This is a genomic window from Brevibacterium antiquum (assembly GCF_016107655.1).
Lineage (GTDB): Bacteria > Actinomycetota > Actinomycetes > Actinomycetales > Brevibacteriaceae > Brevibacterium > Brevibacterium antiquum.
Map to the genome: position 1 here is coordinate 159548 of NZ_JABASX010000009.1, position 22269 is coordinate 181816.

Below are 22269 nucleotides of genomic sequence, written 5' to 3' on the forward strand. Positions count from 1 at the left end.
TGTCAGCCAAAGATCGACTCGTCCAAGTCTGTGCCGGCACTGGGATCGTCATTGGTGCCGCCTCCGGACGAGTTTCCGCCGCCGTCGTCGGAGCTGTTGGACCCGCTGTTCGAGTTCGAACCGCTGTTGTCATTGCCGTTCTGCCCGCCGTTCGGATCGCTGCTGCTCTGATCTGAGCCGTTCTGGTTGCCGCTGTCCTGGTCCGAACCGTTCTGGTTGCCACTGTCCTGGTCCGAACCATTCGGATCGCTGCTCGAACCGTTGTCGGCATCGGCAGTGCCGGTGTCGTTGCTCGAGGAGCCCCCGTCGTCGTTGCTGCTCGAGCCCGAACCATCGTCACCGCTGGTCTCTGACGGTGTGGGAGTGCTCGAAGGTTCAGGTTCCTCCGTCTCCACCGGCTCCTCGGCCGGGCCAGAGGAGATGTAGAGCGTGACAGTGTCGCCCTCTTCGAAGGTGTAGCCGTTCTCTCCCTCACCCACATCGGCGACCGTGCCCGCTGCGCGGGAGGACTCGATGGTCTGGGTCTCGGCTTCCAGCCCCTGCCGTTCGAGGTTCTGAGTCGCCGAGGACTCGGTCAGTCCGATGTAATCGCTCTTGTCGATCTCGATCGTCTTCGCTGCCTGCGAAGTCGTGGGTGCGCTGGTGCTGGGGTCCGGCTCGGGCTCGGCGTTGCCTCCTCCGAGGAAGAACCACAGCAGCGAACCGACGGCGATGAGTGCGACGATCGCGAGGATCCAGATGAGGGCGCGGCCCTTCTTCGACTGCTTCTCGTCGAGTTCCCTGTCCTCTGCGTTCTCCGCATCGAGTTCGCTGCCGTTCGCAGCCCCGGCCCCCGCTGCACCGGCACCAGCAACTCCTGCGGCAGCTGCACCCGGGTAGACACGAGTCTCCTCATTGGACGCCGTGACCGGCATCGCCTTGGTCGTCGGCACGGGTTCGGGGCTGTTGAAGACCTGGGTCAATGCATCGGAGGCGGCGCTGCCCAGTCGCATCTGCGGCAGAATCTCTTCGGCACCTGCGACATCGCCTGCGGCCAGCGCATCGGCGGCCCGGGACACCGCCATGGCATCCGAAGGCCTGCGTTCGGGCTTCTTCTCCAGCAGGCAGTCGACGAAGCGGCGCAATGGTTCGGACACCGTGTCCGGCAGCGGCGGATGCTGTTGATTGACCTGGGCGATGGCGATCGCGACTTGCGAGTCACCGGTGAACGGACGCTGCCCGGCCAGTGCCTCATAGGCGATGATGCCCAGAGCGTAGAGGTCGGAGCCGGACCCCGAACCCTTGCCTGTAGCCTGCTCCGGTGCCAGGTACTGGGCTGTGCCCATCACCTGCCCCGTCTTCGTCAGCGGGGCCTGGTCGGTGACGCGTGCGATGCCGAAGTCCGTGATCTTGACCCGGAAGTCCGGGGTCATGAGGATATTGCCGGGTTTGATGTCGCGGTGGATGACTCCGACCTTGTGGGCCGCCCCCAGCGCCTGCGCGGACTGGGAGACGATGCTCAGAGTGTCCGTCTCCGACAGGGGTGCGCTGCGCTCGATGATCGCCGACAGTGCCTCCCCTGGCACGTACTCCATGACGAGATAAGGGGATCCCTGCTCGTCGCCGTAGTCGAAGACACCGGCGATTCCGGGGTCCGATGCGCGCCCCATGTTCTGCGCCTCGGCACGGAACCGCGCGAGGAAGGTGGTATCTGAAAGGTATTCGTCCTTGAGGATCTTCGCCGCAATCTCACGGCCGAGCACGGAGTCGACGCCCTTCCAGACCTCACCCATACCGCCCACAGCAATGCGAGAGGTGAGCTTGTATCGGTTTCCCAACAGGGTGCCTTCGACGGGTCTCATTTTTCGACCACCGCTTCCATCATGTCCTTGGCGATCGGTCCTGCGACCGTCGCTCCATAAGCTTCGTTGCCCGCGTTTCCGCCGTTCTCCACGACGACCGCGACTGCGATCTTCGGATCATCGGCTGGGGCGAATGATATGAACCACGCGTGCGGGGCCGCACCGGGTCCGTGCTGTGCGGTACCGGTCTTCGCGGCAACCTTCGTGCCGTCCATCTTGGCCACCGAGGCGGTTCCGTCCTCGACCACGCCTTCCATCATCGTGGTCAGCTGATCGGCGGTCTTACCCGAAACGGGCCGCGACATCTGCGCTGGGCGCATCTCCTTGATGGGTTCGAGGGTGTTCGCGTTCAGAACCCGGTCGACGAGCTGCGGCTTCATCATCTTGCCGCCGTTGGCGATTCCGGCCGTCATCATCGCCATCTGCATCGGCGTGGACCTGACCTCGTACTGCCCCAGCGAGGACTGAGCCAACTGGGGTGGATTGAGGTCCTCCGGGAACGTGGACGCACTGACGTTGAGCGGAATCTCCATCTCCTGGCCGAATCCGAATTTCTCCGCCTGTTCCTTGATCGCATCCTCGCCCAGATCCATTCCGAGTGAGGCGAATGAGGTGTTGCAGGACTCGGCGAGCGAATCGGCCAGGGTCGGGCTTCCGCCGTTGCGGCAGGCACCAGGATGGGAGTTGCCGATCGTGGAGGTGGTCTGGGGCAGGTCGAGCTCAGCCGGACCGTTCAGTGTCGAATCCGGCTTGTAATCGCCCGATTCCAGCGCGGCCGCAGCCACGAGGACCTTGAACGTCGAGCCCGGCGGGTACAGGTTGCCGCCGATGGCGCGGTTATAGGCAGGCTTGTCCTCAGCGTTGTTGAGAGTCTCGAAGGCGGACTGCGCCGTCGAGGAGTCATGACTGGCGATGGGGTTGGGGTCCCAGCCAGGTGTCGAGGCCATGGCGAGGATCTTGCCGGTCTTCGGATCGAGTGCGACCGCTGCACCGTTCTGGTTGCCCAGTCCGTCCCAGGCGGCTTTCTGCACCTTCGGGTCGATGCTCAGCTCCACGGCCGCACCGCGGGGCTGCTCGCCTGTGACCAGGCTGCCGACCTTGTCGTAGAACAGAGCGTCGGAGTCCCCGGAGAGGTACTCGCCGGAGGCACGCTCCATGCCTGAAGCTCCCGAGACGATGGAGTAGTACCCGGTCATGGAGGCGTAGGCACGGGGGTCGAGGCCCTCCGAGCCGTACTTGCGCTGGAACTTGTATTTGTCGTCGACTGGTTCGGAGTAGGCGATTTTCTTGCCGTCGACGAGGATCGGTCCCCGGTCGCGAGCCAGCTGGTCGAGGACCTTCCTGTTGTTGAGCGCATTGTTGTTCAGTGAGTCGGCGGTGACGAACTGAACCCAGCTGGTGGAGCTGAACAGCAGCGCGAACATGACGAACCCGACGATGCTGATGTGTTTCAGTGGCTTCTTCATCGTTCACCTCCGGTAGTGCCCAGATTCGTCGTCGGGCCCTCATCGGACCGGTTTGCCTCGAGATCGGCGGCGCCGAGGTTGGTCGTCGGCGCATCGTCGCTGGTGGCGCGATCCGTGGCGAGATTGCCGGCCGCGTGCTCGCGTGCTCCCTCGACACGTTTCGTGTCATTGCGATTCCCGGTCGCCCGCGCCGAGGCGGTGGCGTCGTCGGGATCCTCCGTGATTTTGAGGACACCGGTGTGGAATTCCTCCACCGGTCGCCTGGCATTGTCGGAGATGCGCAGGAGGAGCGCGATGATCATCCAGTTCGCAATCAGAGACGACCCGCCTTGGGCGAGGAACGGCGTGGTCAGACCCGTGAGCGGAATGAGGCGGGTGACGCCGCCGACGACGACGAAGACCTGCAGGGCGATCGTGAAGCTCAGGCCCGTGGCCAGCAGGGTGCCGAAACCGTCGCGCAGCTGCTGGGCGGTCTTGATGCCGCGCTGGAAGATGAACAGGTAGCAGAGCAGGATGACGAAGAGTCCCGCCATGCCCAGTTCTTCGCCGAGACTGGCGTAGATGAAGTCGGATTCGGCATAGGGGACCATATTGGGTCGGCCCTCACCGAGTCCGGTTCCGGTCAGCCCGCCGTTGGACATGCCGAACAGTCCTTGGACCAGCTGGTACGAACCACCAGGAGTTTTGTTGTACTCCTCGGCAGTGAGTGCATTGAGCCAACCGTCGACACGCTGCCCGACGTGGGAGAAGAGGAAGGTCGCTGCGACCGCGCCGACAGCGAAGAAGCCGAGTCCGAGAATGATCCAGGAGACCTTGCTCGTCGCAACATAGAGCATGGCGACGAACAGGCCGAAGAACAGCAGCGAGGTGCCCAGGTCCCTCTCGAATACGAGGATGCCGACGCTGGCCACCCAAGCGATGATGATGGGACCGAAGTCACGCAGGCGCGGGAAGCGGATGCCGAGGATCTTCGGGCCGGCCAGAACCAACTGGTCACGATAGGACACGAGGTAGCCGGCGAAGAAGATGGCCAGCAGGATCTTCGCGATCTCACCGGGCTGGAAGGACATCGGACCGACGCCGATCCAGATGCGCGCACCGTTGACCGTCTTGCCAAGGCCGGGAATCAGCGGGAGCATGAGGAAGATCAGCGCAGCGAACCCCGAGAGGAAGGTGTAGCGGCGCAGCCACCTGTGGTCACCCAGGAAGATGATGATGCCGACGGCCAGGGCTACGCCCAGGGTCATCCAGATCAGCTGGGTGACACCGCTGTTCTGGTATTCGTCGCGGCCCAGGTCGACCCGGTAGATCATCGCCAGGCCCAGTCCGTTGAGCAGGACTGCGATCGGGACGAGGACAGGGTCGGCGTACTTGGCCTTCCACCACACGACGATGTGGATGATGAGGCCGAGCGCGGCCAACCACGCCGCGTACTGGTAGACATTGGCGGGGATCGTGTCCTCGGTGCCGAGTCCCACGAGGGCATAGGCGCTCGTGGATACGGCGATTGCGAGGATGAGGAGGCCGAGTTCAGCCAAGCGATAAGGCCGTGGCCGCGCGCCTTGGTTGGGGTTCGCGGACATTACTGTGACTCCTCAGTGATGGCATCACTGGGATCGACCGCTTGGGAACTCGGTGGTGACGGTGCGGGATCGCTGGGGCTCGCGGCGTCTTCGGCGTTGCCCGAGACAGTGCCGGACTTGTCGGCTTCCTGACGCAGGTTCTCGATGATGCGATCGGCCTCGTCGCGGGAGTCAGCCTGGATGGAGCCGCGCAGACGATCCTGCGAAAAGCTGTTGAGGGTGCCGACCTCGATGTCGGTGGTGTCCTCGAGCTGGCTGAGTTCGATGGGTCCCAAGGTGGTGTCGAGCCCCCGGTAGAGGGTGACTTTCCCGTCGAGATTCGTCAGGTAGTAGTGGTTGTTCATGTAGTTGTAGGCGAAGAATCCGCCTACGGCGATCGCGACGATGACGATGGCAGCGATGATCCAACCCAGGTAGGACCGCTTTTCGACCTCGTCGTCGTCAGCGTCGAGGTCATCCTCCTCGGTGGGTTGGTCCCTGTCGGACGTCTCCGAGTCGGTGCGCTGGGAAGGTGGGACCACCTCGGCGGTGGGCTCCTGCTTATCGGAGTCGGACACCGCCTGCAGGGGAACGGTGTCGGTGGGGGTGTCGCCGTTGCCGTAGTGGGGCTGTGTCTCCGTGGTGGCTTCGTCGACGTCGGGGTTCATGCCGATCGTGGCGTACTTCGGGTTGAGGTGGACGGAACCGACGGAGCTGCCGTGCACGGTGTCGACGGTGCCCTCGAGCACGTCGCCGATGACGACGGTGACGTTGTCGGCACCGCCCCCTGCCAGGGCCAGGTCGATGAGCTGACGGCAGCATTCGTCGGGATCGGAGACCTCGGCGAGGATGCGGGCGATGTCATCGATGTCCGCGAAGCCGGTCAGCCCGTCCGAACACAGCATCCAGCGGTCGCCGACGTGGGCTTCGCGCAGGGTGAGGTCGAGATCGGGGGAGGCTCCGACGTCGCCGAGGACCTTCATGACGACCGATCGCTGCGGGTGGGTCTCCGCCTCGTCAGCGGTGATGCGGCCTTCGTCGACGAGCATCTGGACGAAGGTGTGGTCGTGAGTGACGGTCTGAAGCTCCCCGTCGCGCAGCACGTAGCCGCGGGAGTCGCCGATGTGGGCGAGTGCGAACCGGTTGCCCGGTGCCCTCAGCAGAGCGGTGACCGTGGTGCCCATGCCGGCGAGCTCGGGCTGTTCGGCGACACCGCGGCAGATACGGTCATTGGCCTCGAGGATCGAGGTGCGCAGGATCTCCAGAGCGTCTTCGCCGCTGGGTTCGCGATCGAGGTCGGCGAGGCGGGAGACGGTGATCGCCGAGGCGACGTCTCCGCCTGCGTGACCGCCCATCCCGTCAGCGATGAGTAAGAAGTTCGGACCCGCATAGCCGGAATCCTGGTTGTTCTTACGCACCAGCCCGGTGTGAGACCGGGCTGCTGAACGGAGGGTGATCGTACCGTCGGTCGTCACGATTGGGTCTCCAGCGTCGTATGGCCGATGGTGATCTGGGTGCCGATCCGCAGACTGATGGGCGAATGCATGGGCGAGCCGTCGACGATCGTCCCGTTCGTCGAGCCCAGGTCCTCAAGAACCCAGGAGCCGTTGGCGGCCACGATTCGCGCATGATGGCTGGAGGCGAAATCGTCATTGATGACGATCGAGTTGTCCGGTGCACGCCCGAAGGTCACCGGCGCCCCGGAGAGAGTGATCAAGGTCCCGGTCAAGGGCCCACCGGTGACGCGGACAGATCCCGGATGCGCTTGAGACCTCGCGGGAGCAGGCGTCGGCGCGGGGACCGGTGCTGGTCTGCTCGGTGCCGGACTCGGAGCTGCGTTACGGGAGGCTCTGCCACTTCGGCGAGACTTCCTGGGGGCCTTTTTGGCACCGAAGATGTCGCGCCTGAGGACACCGGCCACTCCGAGGACGAAGAGCCAGAGGATGATGAAGAAGGCGAACCGGAAGACGGTGACGGTGAATTCGCTCACTGGGCGTCCTGTTCGATCTCGTGGTAGCGCACCTCTGCATCTCCGGCCATGAGGACATCACCGTCGGAGAGGTTCGCCGAGGTGAGCTTGCGGCCGCGCAGAAGTGTTCCGTTGGTCGATCCGAGGTCGTTGGCGACCGCGTGATCGCGCTCGACGGTGATCTCGAAGTGTCGGCGGGAGACGCCGGGGTCGTCGATGACGTAGTCGGAGCTGGATGAGGACCGTCCGAAGACGTTCGTGCCCTGGTGCAGTGCGTAGTCATGGCCGTGGATGGTCACGCTCGCATCGATCGTGCGGGACCTGGACGGGGCTGCCTGGCGTACTGGCGCTGGTGTGGGTTCCGGGGTGCGCCTGGGCGGGGCCGGACGGGAACCGGAGTTGGCCTGTCCTTCACCCACGATGTTGTGTGAGCGGGACACGGGGTCGTAGCCGCCGCGGTTGGCCGGTTGGGCTGCGGGCGATCCGTCGGGACGCTGGGTGCTTGAGACGACACGGTACATGCCGGTGTCGAGGTCTTCTGCTTCGACGAATTCGACGGAGACGGGACCGACGAAGCTGTAGGCCTGCTCGACCGCGTGATCACCGATCACCTGTCGCAGGTCCGAGCGGAGTTCGTTCTCGAGGCCCGAGAGCCGGTCGAAATCTGTGGGTGAGAGCTCAATGCTGTAGTGGTTGGCGGTCAGTGTCCGTCCGCGCGAGACGACTGCGGCCTTGTTATCGGCCTCGCGTCGCAGTGAGCCGGCCAGTTCGACTGGTTCCACCTGTGAGCGGAACGCTTTGGCGAAGGCGCCGTTGACGACATTCTCCAATCCCTTCTCGAAACGATCGAGAATCCCCATGGCACCTCCTCATCCAGGTGTCGTGCGCGTGACGAACGTTTCGCCACCAACCCGGACTGTGCGTCCGAGCGAGTCTGTCTAGGTGAGTCCACGCTCGGAAAAGGACACCGAGATGGAGACACCAACACCCAATCCTAACGCGGTGAAGCTCTCAACTCACGTCACTGGGTATTTCGGGGCCGAGGTCTGCTCGGATTCCCGGCGGTCGTCCAGCTTAAGGGTTGTCGCTGAGTACTCCTTGAGCCTCTGACGAGCGCCGATGTCATGGGAGATGAGGCGTGCGTCACCTCAGACGCGAGACCAACGGGCAGTGAATGTGAACGTCGACACGTTTCGGGCGTTTCGGCTGACCTCGGTTTCATTCTTCGGGTCCGCGGTGCTAGAGTTTTCTCTTGTTCGCGCGAGTGGCGGAATTGGTAGACGCGCTGGCTTCAGGTGCCAGTGATCGCAAGGTCGTGGGGGTTCAAGTCCCCCCTCGCGCACAGTGAGCAACAGCCCTTCACCGGGACCCTTCGGGGCCGAGGTGGAGGGCTGTTTCGTGTGCGGAAGCGTTTGGAGGCCTGGGCCTCAGCTTCCCGAGCGTCGGGACAGTTCCTCGACGTTGATTCCGCGCAGACGGCAGAATTCGCCGAGGCGGCCCCGCGTGAGCAGGTCTGTGCGGGTGAGGTCTTCTGCCGTTTCGGTTCCGAGCAGGGCGAAGAGGGCCCTGGTCTGAGACTGCCACGTGTTCACCACGTCAACGAGACGGTCCGCGCCTCCATCGAGCACGGCCTGCAGGAACGCGCCGGCAACCCCGACGGCCCGCGCACCGCAGGCAAGGGCCTTGACGACGTCATAGGGGTTGCGCACTCCTCCGGAGGCGAGGAGCACGGGCCCCTGGACGGGGGAATCGAGCAGGCAGGCCAGGGCGGATTGGCCGAATCCGGTGAGCATCGAGAAGCCCTCGGCGCCGGCGCGGTCGTTCTCGATACGGAGGAAGTCCGTGCCGCCGGCGCCGCTGACATCGGCGAAGCGCACGTCGATCGAGGCCATCAGCTCCAGCGTGCGACGGCTGAGCCCGAATCCGACCTCCTTGACGATGACCGGCACGGGGCAGGATGCGACGATCTGTTCGAGCCCGTGTGCCCATTCGGAGAAGTCGCGGGTGCCCTCGGACATCGCAGTCTCCTGCACCGGGTTGATATGGATCTGAAGGGCGTCGGCCTGCAGCAGGTCGACGGCACGGCGGGCATCCTCGGCGCTGCGACCAGCACCGAGGTTGGCCATGACGAAGCCGTTAGGGTTCTCCTCGCGGATGATCGTGAAGCCCTTCGCCGCGTCCGAATCGTCGAGAGCCACGCTCATCGAACCGCAGGCCATCGGCAGCCCGGTCTCGGCGGCCGCAATCGCAAGGTTGCGGTTGATCGCCGCCGTCGTGTCGGTGCCTCCGGTCATGCCATTGACATAGAAGGGCGTTGGCCAGGTCCACTCGCCGAGGCGGACGCTGAGGTCGACCCGTTCCGGGTTCGTCCCGCCGAGGGCATGGTGGATGAACTCGAGATCGTCGAAATCGGTGCGCCGCGGCGCTTCGGACTGCTGCTCGGAGGCCAGCCGGACGTGATCGTCCTTGCGTGTCGCGCGGGCGGAACGGGCCTGGGGGCTCTCAGAAGTCATCGATGCCGCCTTCGGGTCGGTGCGGGGTCAGGCTGAGCCGGCGGATGCCGTGGCGCTCCCACTCGCGGAGGATGTCGATCGTGGGCAGTTCGGCGTCGGAGAGGGCGATGCCGCAGTCTCCTCCGCCGGCGCCTGAGGGTTTGGCCGCGGCACCGTAGGTTTCGGCGATATCGCACAGCGCGGCCAGCTGTTCGGTCTCGATCTGGCTGCCGGAGGACTCGCCGAGCCGCTGCAGCAGTCGGCGTGCCTGCCGGATGCGGTCGAGGGCGCCGATCGCATCATCCTCGTAGAAGGCGGCGACGAGTGCATTGACCCCGAGCCGGCTCTCGTCGGTGAACGACTCGAAGGGGCGCGCCTTCTCCCTGCCCGGGGTGTGCACGCGCTTGACGAGATGGTCAGTCGAGGCCGGGGAACCGGTCCAGCCGACGAGTAGGTGCAGGGAGTCAGGTGGGCTGACGCGGGTGACCCCTGACCCAAGCCATTCGCTGCAGTGCAGCGCCGAGGCGACTCCGTGGACTTCGCGGTGGAGTTTCAGGGCCGCGCGGTCGGGTGAGGAGTAGCGGATCCACCCTCCGAAGGTGCTCGCTGCGAGATCCCCGCCCGAGGCGTTGGGAGAGATGGCGATCGTGGCCAGAAGAGCGAGCTTATAGCGTTCGGTACGAGTCAAGCCCAATGTGTAGAACTCGTCGAGGGCGGCGATCGTGGCAGTCGTCACCGCGGCCGAAGAGCCGAGACCGAATTTCCGTCCGCTGGCATCGTCAAGCTCGCTGGATATATCGAGGTCGAAGTACCGTGGCGGTGTCCCCATCTCTGCCCGCAGCTCTTCGACGACCGAGATCGCAGCGAGCACATAGTCTGAGGGCCGGTGGTCGAGCACGATGCTCTGGCTGTCTGCCTCGCGGAACCAGACCAGCGGGGTCTGACCGTATTCGCTGGAGTGGATGCGGCCGGCATCTCGGCTTTCGGTGAGCCGGACGGTGATATACCGATCCACGGCGACGAGCACGGCCGGTTGGCCGGGTTCGACGACGGCGTATTCGCCTGCGACGAAGAGCTTGCCTGGTGCACGAGTCTCGATCATGAGATCCCCTCTGTCGCTGCGGGCACTTCGGAACCCTCGGGCAGCAGATGAGCTCCGGGGCCTGGGCCGACGATTCGGATCTCACCGAGCCCGTCGAGAGCCTCTGCCACGGCCTCGGCGTTCTCGGGTCGTACGAGGACGACGACATTGGGCCCAGCATCTGCTGTGGAGTAGGCCTCAAGTCCGTTCTCGCGTAACTTCTCGACCGCGTCGAAGATTGCCACGCTCTGAGGCCGGAGGAACCGGATGGGCGGAGTCGTCGATTGGATGAGAGCATGCATTCTCAGCGCATGCGACTCCGTGAGCTCACCGATTCTCGTGAAATCGCCTTCTCGACAGGCCTCGATCATTGCCGCCAGGCTGTCCTCGGTCGAACTCACCCAGGCATCGTAGAAGGGAGAGGTGGCGGCGGTCAGGCGCATGGCTGCGCGACTCGACACCGGTTTTCGACCCCGGTCAACGGTGACGACCACCATCCGCATATCCGGTGCGTCGACGGGCTCGGCGTACGAAGCCTGATCATCACCCGCGTGCCACACGGCCACCCCGGGCACGACGGAGCGGCAGGCCGAGCCCGAGCCGAGCCGGGCGAGCCGACTGAGAGCGCGGGTGTCGAGGTCGAGCTCGAAGGCAGCGGCGGCCGCAGTCGCAAGGGCGGCGAACCCGGATGCAGATGAAGCGAGGCCAGCTCCCGTGGGCACGGAGTTGCGCGAGCGAACGAACACCGGCTGCTCGGAGCCGGCGAGGGAACGGACGTGGTCGAGAAACGCGGTAGTGCGTCGTGTCTGCTCCTCGTCGGCGGGCTGGCCGTCGAGTTCCAAGCTGTCGGCATCACCGGCAGGATTCGGCACGACCGTGGTCGTCGTTTCGAAGGCGTCGAGCGTCATCGACAGGCTGCCCGCCGCCGGGAGGATGCGGGGCTCGTCGCGCTTGCCCCAGTATTTGATGAGGGCGATATTCGGATAGGCGCGGGCGGTTGTGGTTCTCATGTCGTGGATACCTCCGTTGTCCAGGTGCGCGGTGCTCCGGCGGTGCGAAGCGCGAGCGCCAAGCGTTCGGCCTGTTCGTCCGAGTCGGCGAGAGCGAGGACGCAGCCACCGAGGCCGCCTCCGGTGAGTTTGGCGCCGTGCGCTCCGGCTCCAAGGGCCGCCTCGACGAGCGCATCGAGGGCCGGGCTGCTGACTCCGATGCTCGTCAGCAGCTTGTGTGCGTCGAGCATTCGCGACCCGAGCGTGGGGAGGTCGCCGGACCGGACGTCATCGACCGCGTCCTCCGTGAGTTCCGCGAGGTGGGAGATCGCGGCCTCAACGTGCTTCGGCTGTGCGGCGCGCAGTTCGCGAACCCCGGCGACCGCCTCGGCGGTGGAGCCTTGCTGGCCGGAGTCTGCGACCACGAAGATCAGTCGCCTGCCGACGTCGATCGCTGCGGCCCGACCGCTTTGGAACCTGATGGGCACCTGAGATGCGACAGCCCATGCATCGATTCCGCTGGGGCGACCGTGCGCAACAGATTCCGCCCTCGCCACGACGGCGTGGAGAGCGTCACGGTCGAGGACCTTCCCACGGAGACCAGCCACTGCCCGTGCGATCGCGGTGGCAACTGCGGCGCTCGATCCAAGGCCGCGACTATGGGGAATCGCACTGCGAATGCCGACCTGGACCTCGGCGGTCTCATCACCTGTGGCCTCGAGGGCCGCGCACAGTCCGGCGACCACGGGCCCCATCTGAGGTGGTGCCGCTTGGGCAGTGCCGGAGAACAGTTGGCTGTCGATGCGCGTCTCCCGTCCTGGGGTGAGGCGGATGTCGGCCTGTGCCCCGAGTCTGTGAAGAGGGATGGCGAGTGCAGGGGCTCCGTAGACCACGGCGTGTTCGCCGAAGAGTATCGCCTTTGCATGGGCGTGGCCCTGTGCGGGATGTCCCGGCCCAGCGCCTCGCGCATTGGAGGTGGCGCTCGGGTCGGTTGGAGAGGAATTGTGCATACGGCGCGAAGTCAGTGGGTGTCGTCGCGGACGAGGTCGATCGCTGATGACCTCGTGCAAGGGGCGTGGTTCTGTGTTTCGGTCATGGTGGTTCCATCCTATGCCGTAATCCGGTTCTACTGCCGGGCGAGGGCACGGAGACGAGACCGGCGATGGAAACCGCCTATGCCTGTCCGAGCAGACTGCTGAGCACCAGCCCGATCAGCAAGGGGGCCGACAGATAGGTGCTTTGCGCGCTGACCGGGGTGGGGTCGTCGGTGAAGTGAGAAATCGCCCTGAGTCCTGGGCACACAGTCTGCCGAGGTCATTCCTGACAGCGCTCGCCAGCACAGCCGTCGGCCTCGTGCTCGCCGGTGAGTACAGACACTGGTGCGGCGCAGCAGGCATCCCCGCGCCACGCTTCGATGCCCTCTCTGATAGCGAAGACGGCGATCACGAGAGCAGCGACGGAGTCCGCCCATGCCCACCCGAGGAGGCTGTTGAGCAGCAATCCTGCGAGCAGAGCGGCAGAGAGATACGTGCAGATCAGGGTCTGTCTGGAATCTGCGATCGCCGAGGCGGACCCGAGTTCGCGACCCGTGCGACGTTCGAACCAGCTGAGGAACGGCATGACGAGAAGGCTCAGCGCGGCGATGACGATGCCGACGGTGGAATGCTCTGGATCGCGCCAACCGGTCAGGGAGGCGATCGCATCGACGCTGACGTAGATTGCCAGGGCGAAGAAGGACACGGCGATCACGCGCAGGGCCGTCTTCTCCCTCCGCTCGGGGTCGGGCGCTGCGAATTGCCAAGCCACGGCCGCCGCAGAGAAGACTTCGACGATCGAGGCGAGCCCGAACCCGATGAGAGCCGCCGACGAGGCTGCCCCGCCTGCGATGAGAGCCACAGCGGCTTCGATGACGTTCCACGTGATGGTGATGGCCACGACGAACCTGATGCGTCGACGCAGAACCTGTACGCGCGGTGGGCCTATGGGAGCAGCCGTGGTGCTCACGCCGTGGTCCCGCTGTCATGGTCGGCGGCAGGTTCGCAATCGCAGCAGCCGGGCACGGTGCAGGAGGGGTTGAGACAGGGGGCGCTTTCGTCGACTGCGAGAGTGACGTCGAGCAGACTGTTGAGGGCCGAGCTGATGTGGGGATCCGCGATCTCGTATCTGGTCTGTCGCCCCTCGGCCTCGGCCACAACTATTCCGCATCCACGCAGACAGGCGAGATGATTTGAGACGTTCGTCCTGGTCAGGTCCAGATCGCGCGCGAGCCGCGCAGGATACCCGGGAGAGTCCAACAGCGAGAGCAGGATTCGCGAGCGGGTTGAATCGACCATGGCTCGACCCAGGCGGTTCATCACGTCGACGCGAGAAGCAATGGTCAGCATATGCTGACCATACAGTATGCGCTGACCTATATCGACAGGACTGAACGTATGTGTCGGCCTGTCGGATCACCTTCCTGATCGAGCCTCGAGTGACCGGGCCTCACGTGACCGGGTCACCTTCCTGATCTGGCCTCGAGTGACCGGGTCTCGAGATAGGCGCGTTCGGCGGGGTCGGTGGTCAGCTCGATGGCGCGGCGATAGGCCCGCTGGGCCTCCTCATGAGCGGCCGCGTTTCGGTCGCTCATCATTGAGACGACCGAGATCGCGCCGATTCGACACGTACGTGAAGATTATCGCGAGAATTGCTGCATGACAACGGAATTCACCGGCTTCGGACAGCGCAGAACACGACCTTTCCGGGCCAGATCTCACTCTGTCCTGCACAGGCAGTAGTTTGGTTCCATGACCTCACCCGATTCCGCCCCCGCTGCGTGGTGTGTGATCGGCCGTGCGCCCGATCGCGCTCTTGGCGGCGTTCGGGGCATGGGTTCGATGATCGCCGTCGTCGACCTCGACGATGCCAGGCAGCGGATCGGCAGCCACCACCTCGGCGCGGATGAGCTGCCGGAATTCGTGCGAAGCCGAGAAGCACAGAGCCGGCCGCGGTGGGTCTTCAGCGACACTCCGAATTGGTACCCCGCCCTGTTGGCCGCCGGGGTGGAGATCGAACGCTGCTATGACCTGCGGCTGACCCACGCGATACTCATGCGCTCGGAACTCGTCACGGATCACGGTGCCGTCGTGGCTGCGCAGGAGTGGGACGCGGGCCCCGTGAGTGCACCGACCGCGCCCGAGGCGGAGGCGCTCTTCGAAGTCACCGAACGACGCAGCCACATCAAGACGGTCCCGCACGACATCGAGTCTGCGCTCGCCGAATTCTCCCGTCAGTCCACCGCCTTGCAGACTGCCTCCGATCCCGGCCGGCTGCGTCTGCTGCTCGCCGCGGAGTCCGCCGGTGGGCTCGTGGCCGCGGAAATGCAGGCGGCCGGGGTGCCCTGGGACGTCGCCGAACACGACCGGATCCTCGCTGAGGAACTCGGTCCCCGACCGGCGCGGGATGCGAAGCCCGCGAAGATGCTCGCCGTCGCCGAGGAGGTCCGGGCCGCCCTCGACGACCCGCGGGCCAATCTCGACTCCCACGTCAAACTCCTCCACTCCCTGCATGCCGCCGGAATCAATGTCGCCTCGACGTCGAAATGGGAGCTCGAGCAGAGCGAACACCCCGCCATCGCACCCTTGCTGCAGTACAAGAAGCAGTCTCGTCTGCTGACTGCCAACGGTTGGCATTGGCTCGACGAATGGGTCTCCGAGGGCAGGTACCGTCCCGTCTACGTGCCCGGAGGAGTCGTCACCGGTCGCTGGGCAGCCAGCGGCGGCGGTGCTCTCCAGATTCCTCGTCAGCTGCGACCGGCCCTGCGCGCGGACCCCGGCTGGCGGCTGGTCTCGGCCGATGTCGCCCAGCTGGAGCCACGGGCGCTCGCCGCCATGTCCGGGGACGCAGCAATGGCCGAGGCCGGTCGTGGTCGCGACCTGTACTCCGGCCTCGTCGACGAAGGAATCGTCGGCACCCGACAGGAGGCGAAGATCGCAGTGCTCGGCGCCATGTACGGTTCCACGACCGGTGACAGCGGCAGACTCGTTCCCCGTCTGCGCACGAGCTTTCCCGCCGCCATGGGCTTGGTCGATTCTGCCGCCGAGGTGGGTTCACGAGGTGGGGTCGTGTCCACGTGGTTGGGCAGGACGTCACCGGTGCCCGGCGTTGGATGGCGCCGAGTTCAGTCGGCGGCGAACCAGTTCGACGCCACCTCACAGGACGAGAACCGTGCCCGGCGTGCCGCCGGTGACCAGGGACGCTTCACCCGCAACTTCGTCGTCCAGGGAACCGCCGCCGAATGGGCCTTGGCTTGGCTGGCCGACCTGAGACTGCGGCTGTCACGGCTGCCGGCCGTCGATGACCGCAGCCCTGGAACTGCCTCGGGACCGGTGTTCTCACGACGGGCTCACCTGGTGTTCTTCCTCCACGATGAGGTCATCGTGCATGCCCCGGCCCAGCAGGCCGAAGCCGCTGCCGAGGCGATCAGGGAAGCGGCCGCCTCGGCGGGGAAGCTCCTGTTCGGCAATGCACCGGTCGACTTTCCTCTCGATCTCACGATCTCCGAACGGGCCGCCAAGGGCTAGGGATCGGCGAAGGGGCGCAGGGCGGTACAGAAGGTGCGTCTGTTGCAGGGATCACGGGAGGGTCCGGAATAAGCGACAGATAAGGGGTGCTGCATATAGGGTATCGGCGGTCCCGTCACGGAGCCGCCAGAGCATTCGGAGTCGTCACAGCACAGAGGAGTTTCCATGACCTTCACCGTCAAGGCACTGCAGAAGACAGGCCCCGACCAGCCGTTCCAGGTCGCGAACATCGAACGCCGCGACCCCCGGACCGATGACGTGGTCATCGATATCAAGGCCGCCGGAATCTGCCACAGCGACATCCACACCATCCGCAACGAATGGGGCGAGGCGCACTTCCCCCTGACCGTCGGCCATGAGATCGCCGGCGTCGTCGAGGCCGTCGGCTCCGATGTCACCGACTGGAAGGTCGGTGATCGCGTAGGCGTGGGCTGCATGGTCAACTCGTGCGGAGAGTGTGAGGAATGCCGGGCAGGGCAGGAGCAGAACTGCCTCAACGGCCAGGTCGGGACCTACAACTCCACCGACGTCGACGACACCATCACCCAGGGCGGCTACGCCGAGAAGGTCGTCGTCAACGAGCGCTTCGTCTGCCGTATCCCCGACGCTCTCGACTTCGACGTCGCGGCACCGCTGCTCTGCGCCGGCATCACCACCTATGCGCCGCTCAACCGCTGGGGCGCAGGTGAGAGCAAGGACGGAGCACCGAAGAAGGTCGCCATTCTGGGACTCGGCGGACTCGGCCACATGGGCGTCCAGATCGCCGTCGCCATGGGCGCGGACGTCACCGTCCTCTCCCGCACCCTGAATAAGGAGAAGGCGGCGCTCGAGCTCGGCGCGAAGCAGATGCTCGCGACGACAGAGGAAGACTTCTTCAGCAGGCACCGCGGAGAATTCAACCTCATCCTCAATACGATCAGCGCGGACATTCCCGTCGACAAGTATCTGAGTCTGCTCAAGGCCCGGGGAGTCATGACCGTCGTCGGAATGCCTCCGGAGAAGCAGCAGCTGTCCTTCGCCTCCGTGATCGGCGGCGCCAAGGTGCTGGCCGGATCGATGATCGGCGGCATCGCCGAGACACAGGAGATGCTCGACTTCTGCGCGAAGCACGACATCGCCGCCACAATCGAGACCGTGAGCATCGACGAGGCGGATGCGACCTATGACCGCGTCGTCGCCGGCGACGTCTACTTCCGTGCCGTCATCGACACCGCAACATTCGAGGGCGCCGAGGTGACCGCGCTCGCCTGATTGGTGAGGTCAAGGGGCCGTTTCGCTGATTGTTCAGCGAGGCGGCCCCTTTTCTGCAATGCAGTCCGTCCCAGCGCTGGAACTGCTCACGCCAGTCCTCGGGGTGGTCGTCGGCGATGAGGATCGACGAACGCAGTGCCCGGTTCGTCGGCTGAACGGTCGGGGACCTGGGTTGCGGGATACCGCAATCCGGGCGCTGTCGTCAGGGATCGGCGGTAGTCTGAGCCGCATGACGAGTCGGCAGAGGCAGGTGGGCGATATGCCCCTGGTGCTGTTGATCCTCTACACCGTCTTCATCGGCTTCATGACGCTGACCCCCTACCAGCTCGACGTCAGCCCTGCGGGTCCGATCGGCAGGCTGCTCCAGTTCTTCGCCGATCACCAGGTGACGTCATGGCTGACCTATACACTCGTCGAGAAGCTGGCGAATGTCGCCATGTTCGTCCCGTTCGGATTCCTGCTCGCTCTGCATATGGGGCGTCGGCGCTGGTGGGTCGGCGCGGCGGCGGGCGCGGCCTTCACGTGCCTGATCGAGGGGGCTCAGGTGACTCTGCTCTCGCCCACTCGCTACGGCACGATCAGCGATCTCGTCACGAACACGCTCGGTGCCGTGATCGGTGCCGTCCTTGCGCTGATCTTCATGATCCTGCTGCCTCCGCGAGATGAACCGGAGGAGGTCGATCGCGTCGTGCGTTGAGGGACCCGCACCTCGGCGACCTCAGCTCTCGGGTGCGCCAGAAGTCGGCCGAATTCTACGAGGGGACGATCGGCCTGACACGGGCGCCTGCGGGGCCGCCCGGAGCGGTGGTCTTCGCGACCTCTCCGATACCGTTCGCCGTGCGTGAGCCGTTGCCCGACGTTGATCTCGACTCGCTCGATCGTCCTGGAATCGGGGTTGCGCTGTGGTTCAACTGCGATGATTCCCAGGCCCTGCACGACCGCCTCGTCGAATCAGGGGTCGAGAACCTGCGCTCCCCGGCACCGAGTCCCTTCGGTCTGACGTTCACCTTCGTCGATCCCGAGGGCTACGCGGTGACCATGCACGACGCGGGCTGAGGCGAGTTGAGCCGAACCAAGCCGAAACGAGCGGAGCCGTTGGAATCTGAGCGGGTCGACCGTCAACGATCGACCACCTCGGTGAGGTGCCGGTCAGGGAAGCAGCTGCCCGCTCACCCCAGGGAATCGACGACCTTCGCGATCCGGCGCTCCCGCGTGGCCTCGGCCTTGGCCGATTCGACCTGACGCACATGCTCCTTGCGCTTCGAAGGGGCCAACCCATCGAAGACCTCACGGACGCCGGCACTGTCGAGCGCCTCGGCGAGGTCATCGGGAACCGGGGTCTCGCGTGACGAGGTGTCGTGGGTCAGCGTGACCTCGTGGGTCTCGCCGCCGGACACACCCGCCGCCTCACGATGTTCCTTGGCCAACGGGAGGAGGAACTTTCCGCCCATCACCGCGGTCGTGGAGGGATAGGAGTGCTCGGCGATCGTGACGATGACCGGGACTCGTTTTCCGACTCCGAAGCCGAGCACGATGTCCTCGGGCACCTCGATGCCGACATTATTGCCCAGCTGCAGGAGAGTCGTTGTGAAGGTGACCATGGCCGAATCCTACGCCTAGGCGGGCGCGTGCTCTAGTAGTCGTTGCGGTCGGCGCGGGCCCTGTCTGCGTCGACGTTGATGTTCGCGGCGCGGCCCTGTGCGTCCGCGTCGCGATCCGCATCGGTCTCGGCACGATCGGCATCGGCCTCGGTCTCGTCCTCATCCTCATAGTCCTCGTCGGCCTGTGAGAACGTCGGGATCCAGCAGGAGACTCGTGCGGCGTAGTCGTCGTACTCGGCGCCGAAGCGCTGATGCAGGTCGGCTTCCTCGTGCGGGCGGATCAGCCAGTTCCACAGCAGCGAACCGGCGATGGCGTAGGCGATGACCATCCATGAACCGATGAAGAGCCCGATCGCCACACCCTGGACGATGCCGGCGATGGCCATGGGATTGCGAACGAAGGCGTACGGTCCCCTCTTGACGAAATGGTGGGCCATCGCGGCGGGCAGGGGGGTACCGGAACCGAAGTTCGCAATCGCCCGTGCAGACCACACGCCGAGGACGGTGCCGAAGGCGAGAAGAGCGAAACCGGCGACGATCACGAGAATAGGGAACTTCACGGTCAGGTTCCAGCGTTCCTCGAACGAATTGATGATCCCCGGAATGACGATCAGGAACACGCCCCAGAAGACCATGATCTGGATCGTGGTTCTGATCAGGAGCTGAGACCTCACGCGTGTGTGAGAGCTGCGGAAGGCGAATGGGCCGGTGACGAGGCGTTCGGAAGGGATCCTGCCGAGGATCATGAGTGTCCCGGCGAGGATGCTGCCCACTGCGGCTGCCACCATGAGGACGGCGCCCAGGCCCGCCTCGGTGGTGACGGTGGCATAGATGACCATGCAGAGGGCGACGAGGGTCGTCCAGGCAGTGGCCAACCAAACAGCCCAGCGGAAGTTGAGTGCCGCCAGAGCCGAGCCGATGACGAACAGCGGGATGTCGACGATGGCGATGAGCAGCGGGCTGAGACCACCCAGCGTGGCCTCACGCAGTGCTGGAAGCGTGATGGTGCCGAGCCACCACGCGGCGCCGGCGAGCGACTGGAGGGCGAAGTACATTCGGCCGTGGAAGATCCGCAGCGGCTTGTTCTGTGCGGTGGGTTTCTTGTGCCTGCTCGGCATCTTCATTGATCGGCTCATGCGAACGCCGTCCCTCGGAAGCACACGGTCGTGGGTCCGCCGACCCAGACCTCATCGTTTTCATAGGAGATCGAGACGACACCGGCTCGTCCGAGCGCGGTGCCCTGCGTGACGGTGTACTTCTCCGGCGCAAGGCCGGAAGCGATGATCCACTGCGCGACTGAGGCATTGAGGCTGCCCGTCACGGGATCCTCGGCCACGCCTGCGCCGGGGACGAACGCTCGGATCTCAAACTCATGCTCGCTCTCATCCGGGTGGGAGCCCAGGACGCCGAGCTTGGCGTCGGGAATCTGCGAGAAGTCAGGTTCGAGGTCGAGGACCTGCTGCGCACTCGTCAGCCTCACTGCGGCCCAGCCTGGTCCGTTGTCGACCCACTGATGACCAAGGATCTCTGCGCGGTCGATGCGGAGGGCGGAGGCGATCTGCTCGACGAAGCCTTCGTCGAGGTCACCGGTGCGGATCGGGTCGGGAGCGGCGAACGACAGGGTCTGGCCACCTCGGCGAAGGTTGACGAGTCCGGCACCGCACTCCTGGACCACGGTCCCCTCGCTGCGCGGGACGCCTCCTGCCTCCAGCCATGCGGCCGCCGAACCGAGTGTGGGGTGCCCGGCGAAGGGGAGTTCGCGGGCAGGTGTGAAGATTCGCAGACGGTAGTCGGCGCGTGGGTCGCTGGGTGGGAGGACGAATGTGGTCTCCGAGAGATTTGTCCAATTGGCGATCCGCGCCATGTCCTCGTCGGCCAGCCCCTCTGCGTCGAGGACCACGGCCACAGGGTTGCCGCGATAGGGCTCGCTGGAGAAGACATCGACCTGGGCGAATGCTCGATTATGAGGCAAGAGGGGGAACTCCTTCGTTGAAAGGGCGCTGTTTCTTGGGGGTGCGCACTTCCCATGGTAATGGGGTGAAGCTCCAGGTGGGGGATCGGGCCCTGCTGCATCGGAGTGTCAGAACCGCTGTGGGCGCCGAATGCGGCAAGATAGCTTGCCGTTCTAACCGGGTTGTTGTCGTGTGTCGAGTCGTCGTCACCGGTTGAGGGCGGCAGCGATCCGGTCGGGGGACAGGGCCGCATCGATGGCCAGGTGCGCCGCGCCCAGTATGGCGGCATCTCCGGCTGCGCGCGAGGGGGCGATCGTCAGGTGTTCGGTCGACAGAGGGATGGAGCGCGCATAGACGACTTCGCGAACACCGGCCACGAGGTGTTCGGCCGCCTGCGCCATGGTCCCGCCGATGAGGATGAGGGAGGGGTTCATCAGGCTCACACATGTGGTGAGGACCTCGCCGAGGTCGCGCCCGGCCTGACGGACGGCCTGGATCGCCTGCAGATCGCCGGCCTTGACGAGCCCCACGACGTCGGCCGGAGTCCCCGTCGCCAACCCCGACCGGGCGAGCTCGCGCGCAATCGCGCGCCCCGAGGCGACCGCTTCCAGGCACCCGCGATTGCCGCAGGCGCACGAAATGTCGGCCGCGCGAGGCAGAGCGACGTGGCCGATGTCGCCTGCGGCTCCGTGCGAGCCGCGGCGCAGTGAGCCGCCGGAGATGATGCCTGCTCCGATTCCCGTGGCGACCTTGACGAAGATGAGATCCGTGGTGTCGGGCCAGGCTGAGCTGCGCTCGCCGAGGGCCATGATGTTGACGTCGTTGTCGACGAGGACCGGGGCGGAGAACGTCTCCTTGAGGGCACCCGGCAGATCGAACCGGTCCCAGCCGGGCATGATCGGTGGATTGATCGGGCGACCCGACGAGAATTCGACCGGACCGGGCAGGCCGATGCCCACCCCGACGACATCCACGGCACTGCGATCAGCCTCGGCGAGCAGGCGCAGCGCCGAAGTGGTCAGCCACTCGATGGCGCTGACGGGGCCATCGGAGATCTCGCGTTCCTCGCCGATTTCCGCGAGGACGGTGCCGGTCAGATCCGTTACTGCCAGGCGAGCGTGTGAGGCGCCGAAGTCCGCGGCGACGACCACCCTGGCCCGCGGATTGAAGGCGAACTGTGAGCTCGGCCGGCCGCCTGTCGACACGGCGTCGCTGACTGGGGTGATGAGCCCGAGGCTGAGCAGCTGGTCGATTCTCTGCGCGACGGTGGGACGTGAGAGGCCGGTCGACTTCGCCAGATCGGCCCGAGTCCGCGGCTGACCGTCGCGCAGGAGCTGGAAGAGCCCGCCGGCATGCGACAGGTCGGGGGCGTGCGAAACTGTCACCTGGCTCATCCCTTCAGTAAAGCACATTCGGTAAAGCGCATTGCCCAAAGGTGACGATTGATAACTTACTTTCAAAAAAAGCTTGACAGAAGTAGGCAAGCTGGCATCAGAATGATTC

Annotated in this window: 21 protein-coding genes and 1 tRNA gene; 5 read left to right on the forward strand and 17 right to left on the reverse strand. The window is 65.3% G+C overall.

Going from position 1 to position 22269, the window contains the following annotated elements; all coding sequences use genetic code 11:
- Positions 1–2: 2 nt before the first annotated feature.
- The 6 genes from JFC13_RS15630 to JFC13_RS15655 are packed head-to-tail and all read right to left on the reverse strand — an operon-like array spanning position 3 to position 7698.
- The gene (locus tag JFC13_RS15630) at positions 3–1841 is read right to left on the reverse strand and encodes a protein kinase domain-containing protein (protein WP_198397977.1); all 1839 of its coding nucleotides are present in this window, start codon (positions 1839–1841) and stop codon (positions 3–5) included.
- A complete protein-coding gene (locus tag JFC13_RS15635; protein WP_198397978.1) occupies positions 1838–3307 on the reverse strand; it encodes a peptidoglycan D,D-transpeptidase FtsI family protein in 1470 nt (489 codons plus the stop codon). Before JFC13_RS15635 ends, JFC13_RS15630 begins: the two co-directional genes overlap by 4 nt.
- Positions 3304–4890 carry an FtsW/RodA/SpoVE family cell cycle protein gene (locus JFC13_RS15640; RefSeq protein WP_198397979.1) on the reverse strand — a complete coding sequence of 529 codons (1587 nt, stop codon included), beginning with the start codon at positions 4888–4890 and terminating at the stop codon, positions 3304–3306. The genes JFC13_RS15635 and JFC13_RS15640 overlap by 4 nt, the downstream gene beginning before the upstream one ends.
- Positions 4890–6344, reverse strand: coding sequence for a PP2C family protein-serine/threonine phosphatase (locus JFC13_RS15645; RefSeq protein ID WP_198397980.1), 1455 nt, complete (start codon positions 6342–6344; stop codon positions 4890–4892). Before JFC13_RS15645 ends, JFC13_RS15640 begins: the two co-directional genes overlap by 1 nt.
- Positions 6341–6859 carry an FHA domain-containing protein FhaB/FipA gene (locus tag JFC13_RS19935; protein ID WP_198397981.1) on the reverse strand — a complete coding sequence of 173 codons (519 nt, stop codon included), beginning with the start codon at positions 6857–6859 and terminating at the stop codon, positions 6341–6343. Before JFC13_RS19935 ends, JFC13_RS15645 begins: the two co-directional genes overlap by 4 nt.
- On the reverse strand, positions 6856–7698 hold the full coding sequence (locus JFC13_RS15655) for an FhaA domain-containing protein (RefSeq protein WP_198397982.1): 843 nt from the start codon (positions 7696–7698) through the stop codon (positions 6856–6858). The genes JFC13_RS19935 and JFC13_RS15655 overlap by 4 nt, the downstream gene beginning before the upstream one ends.
- 398 nt (positions 7699–8096) lie before the next feature.
- On the opposite strand from JFC13_RS15655, the gene JFC13_RS15660 reads away from it, so the two are divergent.
- Positions 8097–8180 (forward strand) — tRNA-Leu (locus tag JFC13_RS15660).
- A gap of 85 nt (positions 8181–8265) precedes the next feature.
- On the opposite strand, the gene fni is transcribed toward JFC13_RS15660, so the two are convergent.
- The 7 genes from fni to JFC13_RS19705 all read right to left on the reverse strand — a co-directional run bounded on the left by fni (position 8266) and on the right by JFC13_RS19705 (position 14029).
- Positions 8266–9351 (reverse strand): type 2 isopentenyl-diphosphate Delta-isomerase, encoded by a 1086-nt coding sequence (gene fni / locus JFC13_RS15665; RefSeq protein WP_198397983.1) that lies wholly within the window; start codon positions 9349–9351, stop codon positions 8266–8268.
- On the reverse strand, positions 9341–10432 hold the full coding sequence (locus tag JFC13_RS15670) for a phosphomevalonate kinase (protein WP_198397984.1): 1092 nt from the start codon (positions 10430–10432) through the stop codon (positions 9341–9343). The genes fni and JFC13_RS15670 overlap by 11 nt, the downstream gene beginning before the upstream one ends.
- Positions 10429–11421, reverse strand: coding sequence for a diphosphomevalonate decarboxylase (gene mvaD / locus JFC13_RS15675; protein WP_198397985.1), 993 nt, complete (start codon positions 11419–11421; stop codon positions 10429–10431). Before mvaD ends, JFC13_RS15670 begins: the two co-directional genes overlap by 4 nt.
- Entirely contained in the window at positions 11418–12410 is a 993-nt protein-coding gene (gene mvk, locus JFC13_RS15680; protein WP_198397986.1) for a mevalonate kinase, read from the reverse strand. Before mvk ends, mvaD begins: the two co-directional genes overlap by 4 nt.
- A gap of 304 nt (positions 12411–12714) precedes the next feature.
- Positions 12715–13404 carry a cation transporter gene (locus tag JFC13_RS15685; RefSeq protein WP_198397987.1) on the reverse strand — a complete coding sequence of 230 codons (690 nt, stop codon included), beginning with the start codon at positions 13402–13404 and terminating at the stop codon, positions 12715–12717.
- A complete protein-coding gene (cmtR, locus tag JFC13_RS15690) occupies positions 13401–13784 on the reverse strand; it encodes a Cd(II)/Pb(II)-sensing metalloregulatory transcriptional regulator CmtR (RefSeq protein ID WP_198397988.1) in 384 nt (127 codons plus the stop codon). The genes JFC13_RS15685 and cmtR overlap by 4 nt, the downstream gene beginning before the upstream one ends.
- A gap of 113 nt (positions 13785–13897) precedes the next feature.
- Complete coding sequence (locus tag JFC13_RS19705) at positions 13898–14029, reverse strand: hypothetical protein (protein ID WP_269770057.1); 132 nt, start codon at positions 14027–14029, stop codon at positions 13898–13900.
- Between the two features lie 157 nt (positions 14030–14186).
- On the opposite strand from JFC13_RS19705, the gene JFC13_RS15695 reads away from it, so the two are divergent.
- The 4 genes from JFC13_RS15695 (at position 14187) to JFC13_RS15710 (ending at position 18269) form a co-directional block, all read left to right on the forward strand.
- Positions 14187–15962 (forward strand): bifunctional 3'-5' exonuclease/DNA polymerase, encoded by a 1776-nt coding sequence (locus tag JFC13_RS15695; protein ID WP_198397989.1) that lies wholly within the window; start codon positions 14187–14189, stop codon positions 15960–15962.
- A 165-nt stretch (positions 15963–16127) separates the two neighbouring features.
- Entirely contained in the window at positions 16128–17213 is a 1086-nt protein-coding gene (locus JFC13_RS15700) for an NAD(P)-dependent alcohol dehydrogenase (RefSeq protein ID WP_198397990.1), read from the forward strand.
- Positions 17214–17442: 229 nt separating this feature from the next.
- Positions 17443–17910: a VanZ family protein gene (locus tag JFC13_RS15705; RefSeq protein ID WP_232488674.1), complete on the forward strand. Its 468-nt coding sequence runs from the start codon at positions 17443–17445 to the stop codon at positions 17908–17910.
- A complete protein-coding gene (locus JFC13_RS15710; protein ID WP_198397991.1) occupies positions 17907–18269 on the forward strand; it encodes a VOC family protein in 363 nt (120 codons plus the stop codon). Before JFC13_RS15705 ends, JFC13_RS15710 begins: the two co-directional genes overlap by 4 nt.
- A 113-nt stretch (positions 18270–18382) precedes the next feature.
- Here JFC13_RS15710 and JFC13_RS15715 read toward each other — a convergent pair whose 3' ends face one another.
- The 4 genes from JFC13_RS15715 to JFC13_RS15730 all read right to left on the reverse strand — a co-directional run bounded on the left by JFC13_RS15715 (position 18383) and on the right by JFC13_RS15730 (position 22160).
- Positions 18383–18814, reverse strand: coding sequence for a YdeI/OmpD-associated family protein (locus JFC13_RS15715; protein WP_198397992.1), 432 nt, complete (start codon positions 18812–18814; stop codon positions 18383–18385).
- 32 nt (positions 18815–18846) lie between these two features.
- Complete coding sequence (locus tag JFC13_RS15720; RefSeq protein ID WP_198397993.1) at positions 18847–19950, reverse strand: methyltransferase family protein; 1104 nt, start codon at positions 19948–19950, stop codon at positions 18847–18849.
- Positions 19947–20786 (reverse strand): PhzF family phenazine biosynthesis protein, encoded by an 840-nt coding sequence (locus tag JFC13_RS15725; RefSeq protein WP_198397994.1) that lies wholly within the window; start codon positions 20784–20786, stop codon positions 19947–19949. Before JFC13_RS15725 ends, JFC13_RS15720 begins: the two co-directional genes overlap by 4 nt.
- Positions 20787–20972: 186 nt before the next feature.
- Positions 20973–22160 carry an ROK family transcriptional regulator gene (locus JFC13_RS15730; protein ID WP_198397995.1) on the reverse strand — a complete coding sequence of 396 codons (1188 nt, stop codon included), beginning with the start codon at positions 22158–22160 and terminating at the stop codon, positions 20973–20975.
- Positions 22161–22269 lie beyond the last annotated feature (109 nt).

Coding starts and splice junctions, on each gene's coding strand:
- JFC13_RS15630 (WP_198397977.1), bottom strand. CDS start 1,841: ATGAGACCCGTCGAAGGCACCCTGTTGGGAAACCGATACAAGCTCACC.
- JFC13_RS15635 (WP_198397978.1), bottom strand. CDS start 3,307: ATGAAGAAGCCACTGAAACACATCAGCATCGTCGGGTTCGTCATGTTC.
- JFC13_RS15640 (WP_198397979.1), bottom strand. CDS start 4,890: ATGTCCGCGAACCCCAACCAAGGCGCGCGGCCACGGCCTTATCGCTTG.
- JFC13_RS15655 (WP_198397982.1), bottom strand. CDS start 7,698: ATGGGGATTCTCGATCGTTTCGAGAAGGGATTGGAGAATGTCGTCAAC.
- fni (WP_198397983.1), bottom strand. CDS start 9,351: ATGACTTCTGAGAGCCCCCAGGCCCGTTCCGCCCGCGCGACACGCAAG.
- JFC13_RS15670 (WP_198397984.1), bottom strand. CDS start 10,432: ATGATCGAGACTCGTGCACCAGGCAAGCTCTTCGTCGCAGGCGAATAC.
- mvaD (WP_198397985.1), bottom strand. CDS start 11,421: ATGAGAACCACAACCGCCCGCGCCTATCCGAATATCGCCCTCATCAAA.
- mvk (WP_198397986.1), bottom strand. CDS start 12,410: ATGCACAATTCCTCTCCAACCGACCCGAGCGCCACCTCCAATGCGCGA.
- cmtR (WP_198397988.1), bottom strand. CDS start 13,784: ATGCTGACCATTGCTTCTCGCGTCGACGTGATGAACCGCCTGGGTCGA.
- JFC13_RS19705 (WP_269770057.1), bottom strand. CDS start 14,029: ATGAGCGACCGAAACGCGGCCGCTCATGAGGAGGCCCAGCGGGCCTAT.
- JFC13_RS15695 (WP_198397989.1), top strand. CDS start 14,187: ATGACCTCACCCGATTCCGCCCCCGCTGCGTGGTGTGTGATCGGCCGT.
- JFC13_RS15700 (WP_198397990.1), top strand. CDS start 16,128: ATGACCTTCACCGTCAAGGCACTGCAGAAGACAGGCCCCGACCAGCCG.
- JFC13_RS15705 (WP_232488674.1), top strand. CDS start 17,443: ATGACGAGTCGGCAGAGGCAGGTGGGCGATATGCCCCTGGTGCTGTTG.
- JFC13_RS15715 (WP_198397992.1), bottom strand. CDS start 18,814: ATGGTCACCTTCACAACGACTCTCCTGCAGCTGGGCAATAATGTCGGC.
- JFC13_RS15720 (WP_198397993.1), bottom strand. CDS start 19,950: ATGAGCCGATCAATGAAGATGCCGAGCAGGCACAAGAAACCCACCGCA.
- JFC13_RS15730 (WP_198397995.1), bottom strand. CDS start 22,160: ATGAGCCAGGTGACAGTTTCGCACGCCCCCGACCTGTCGCATGCCGGC.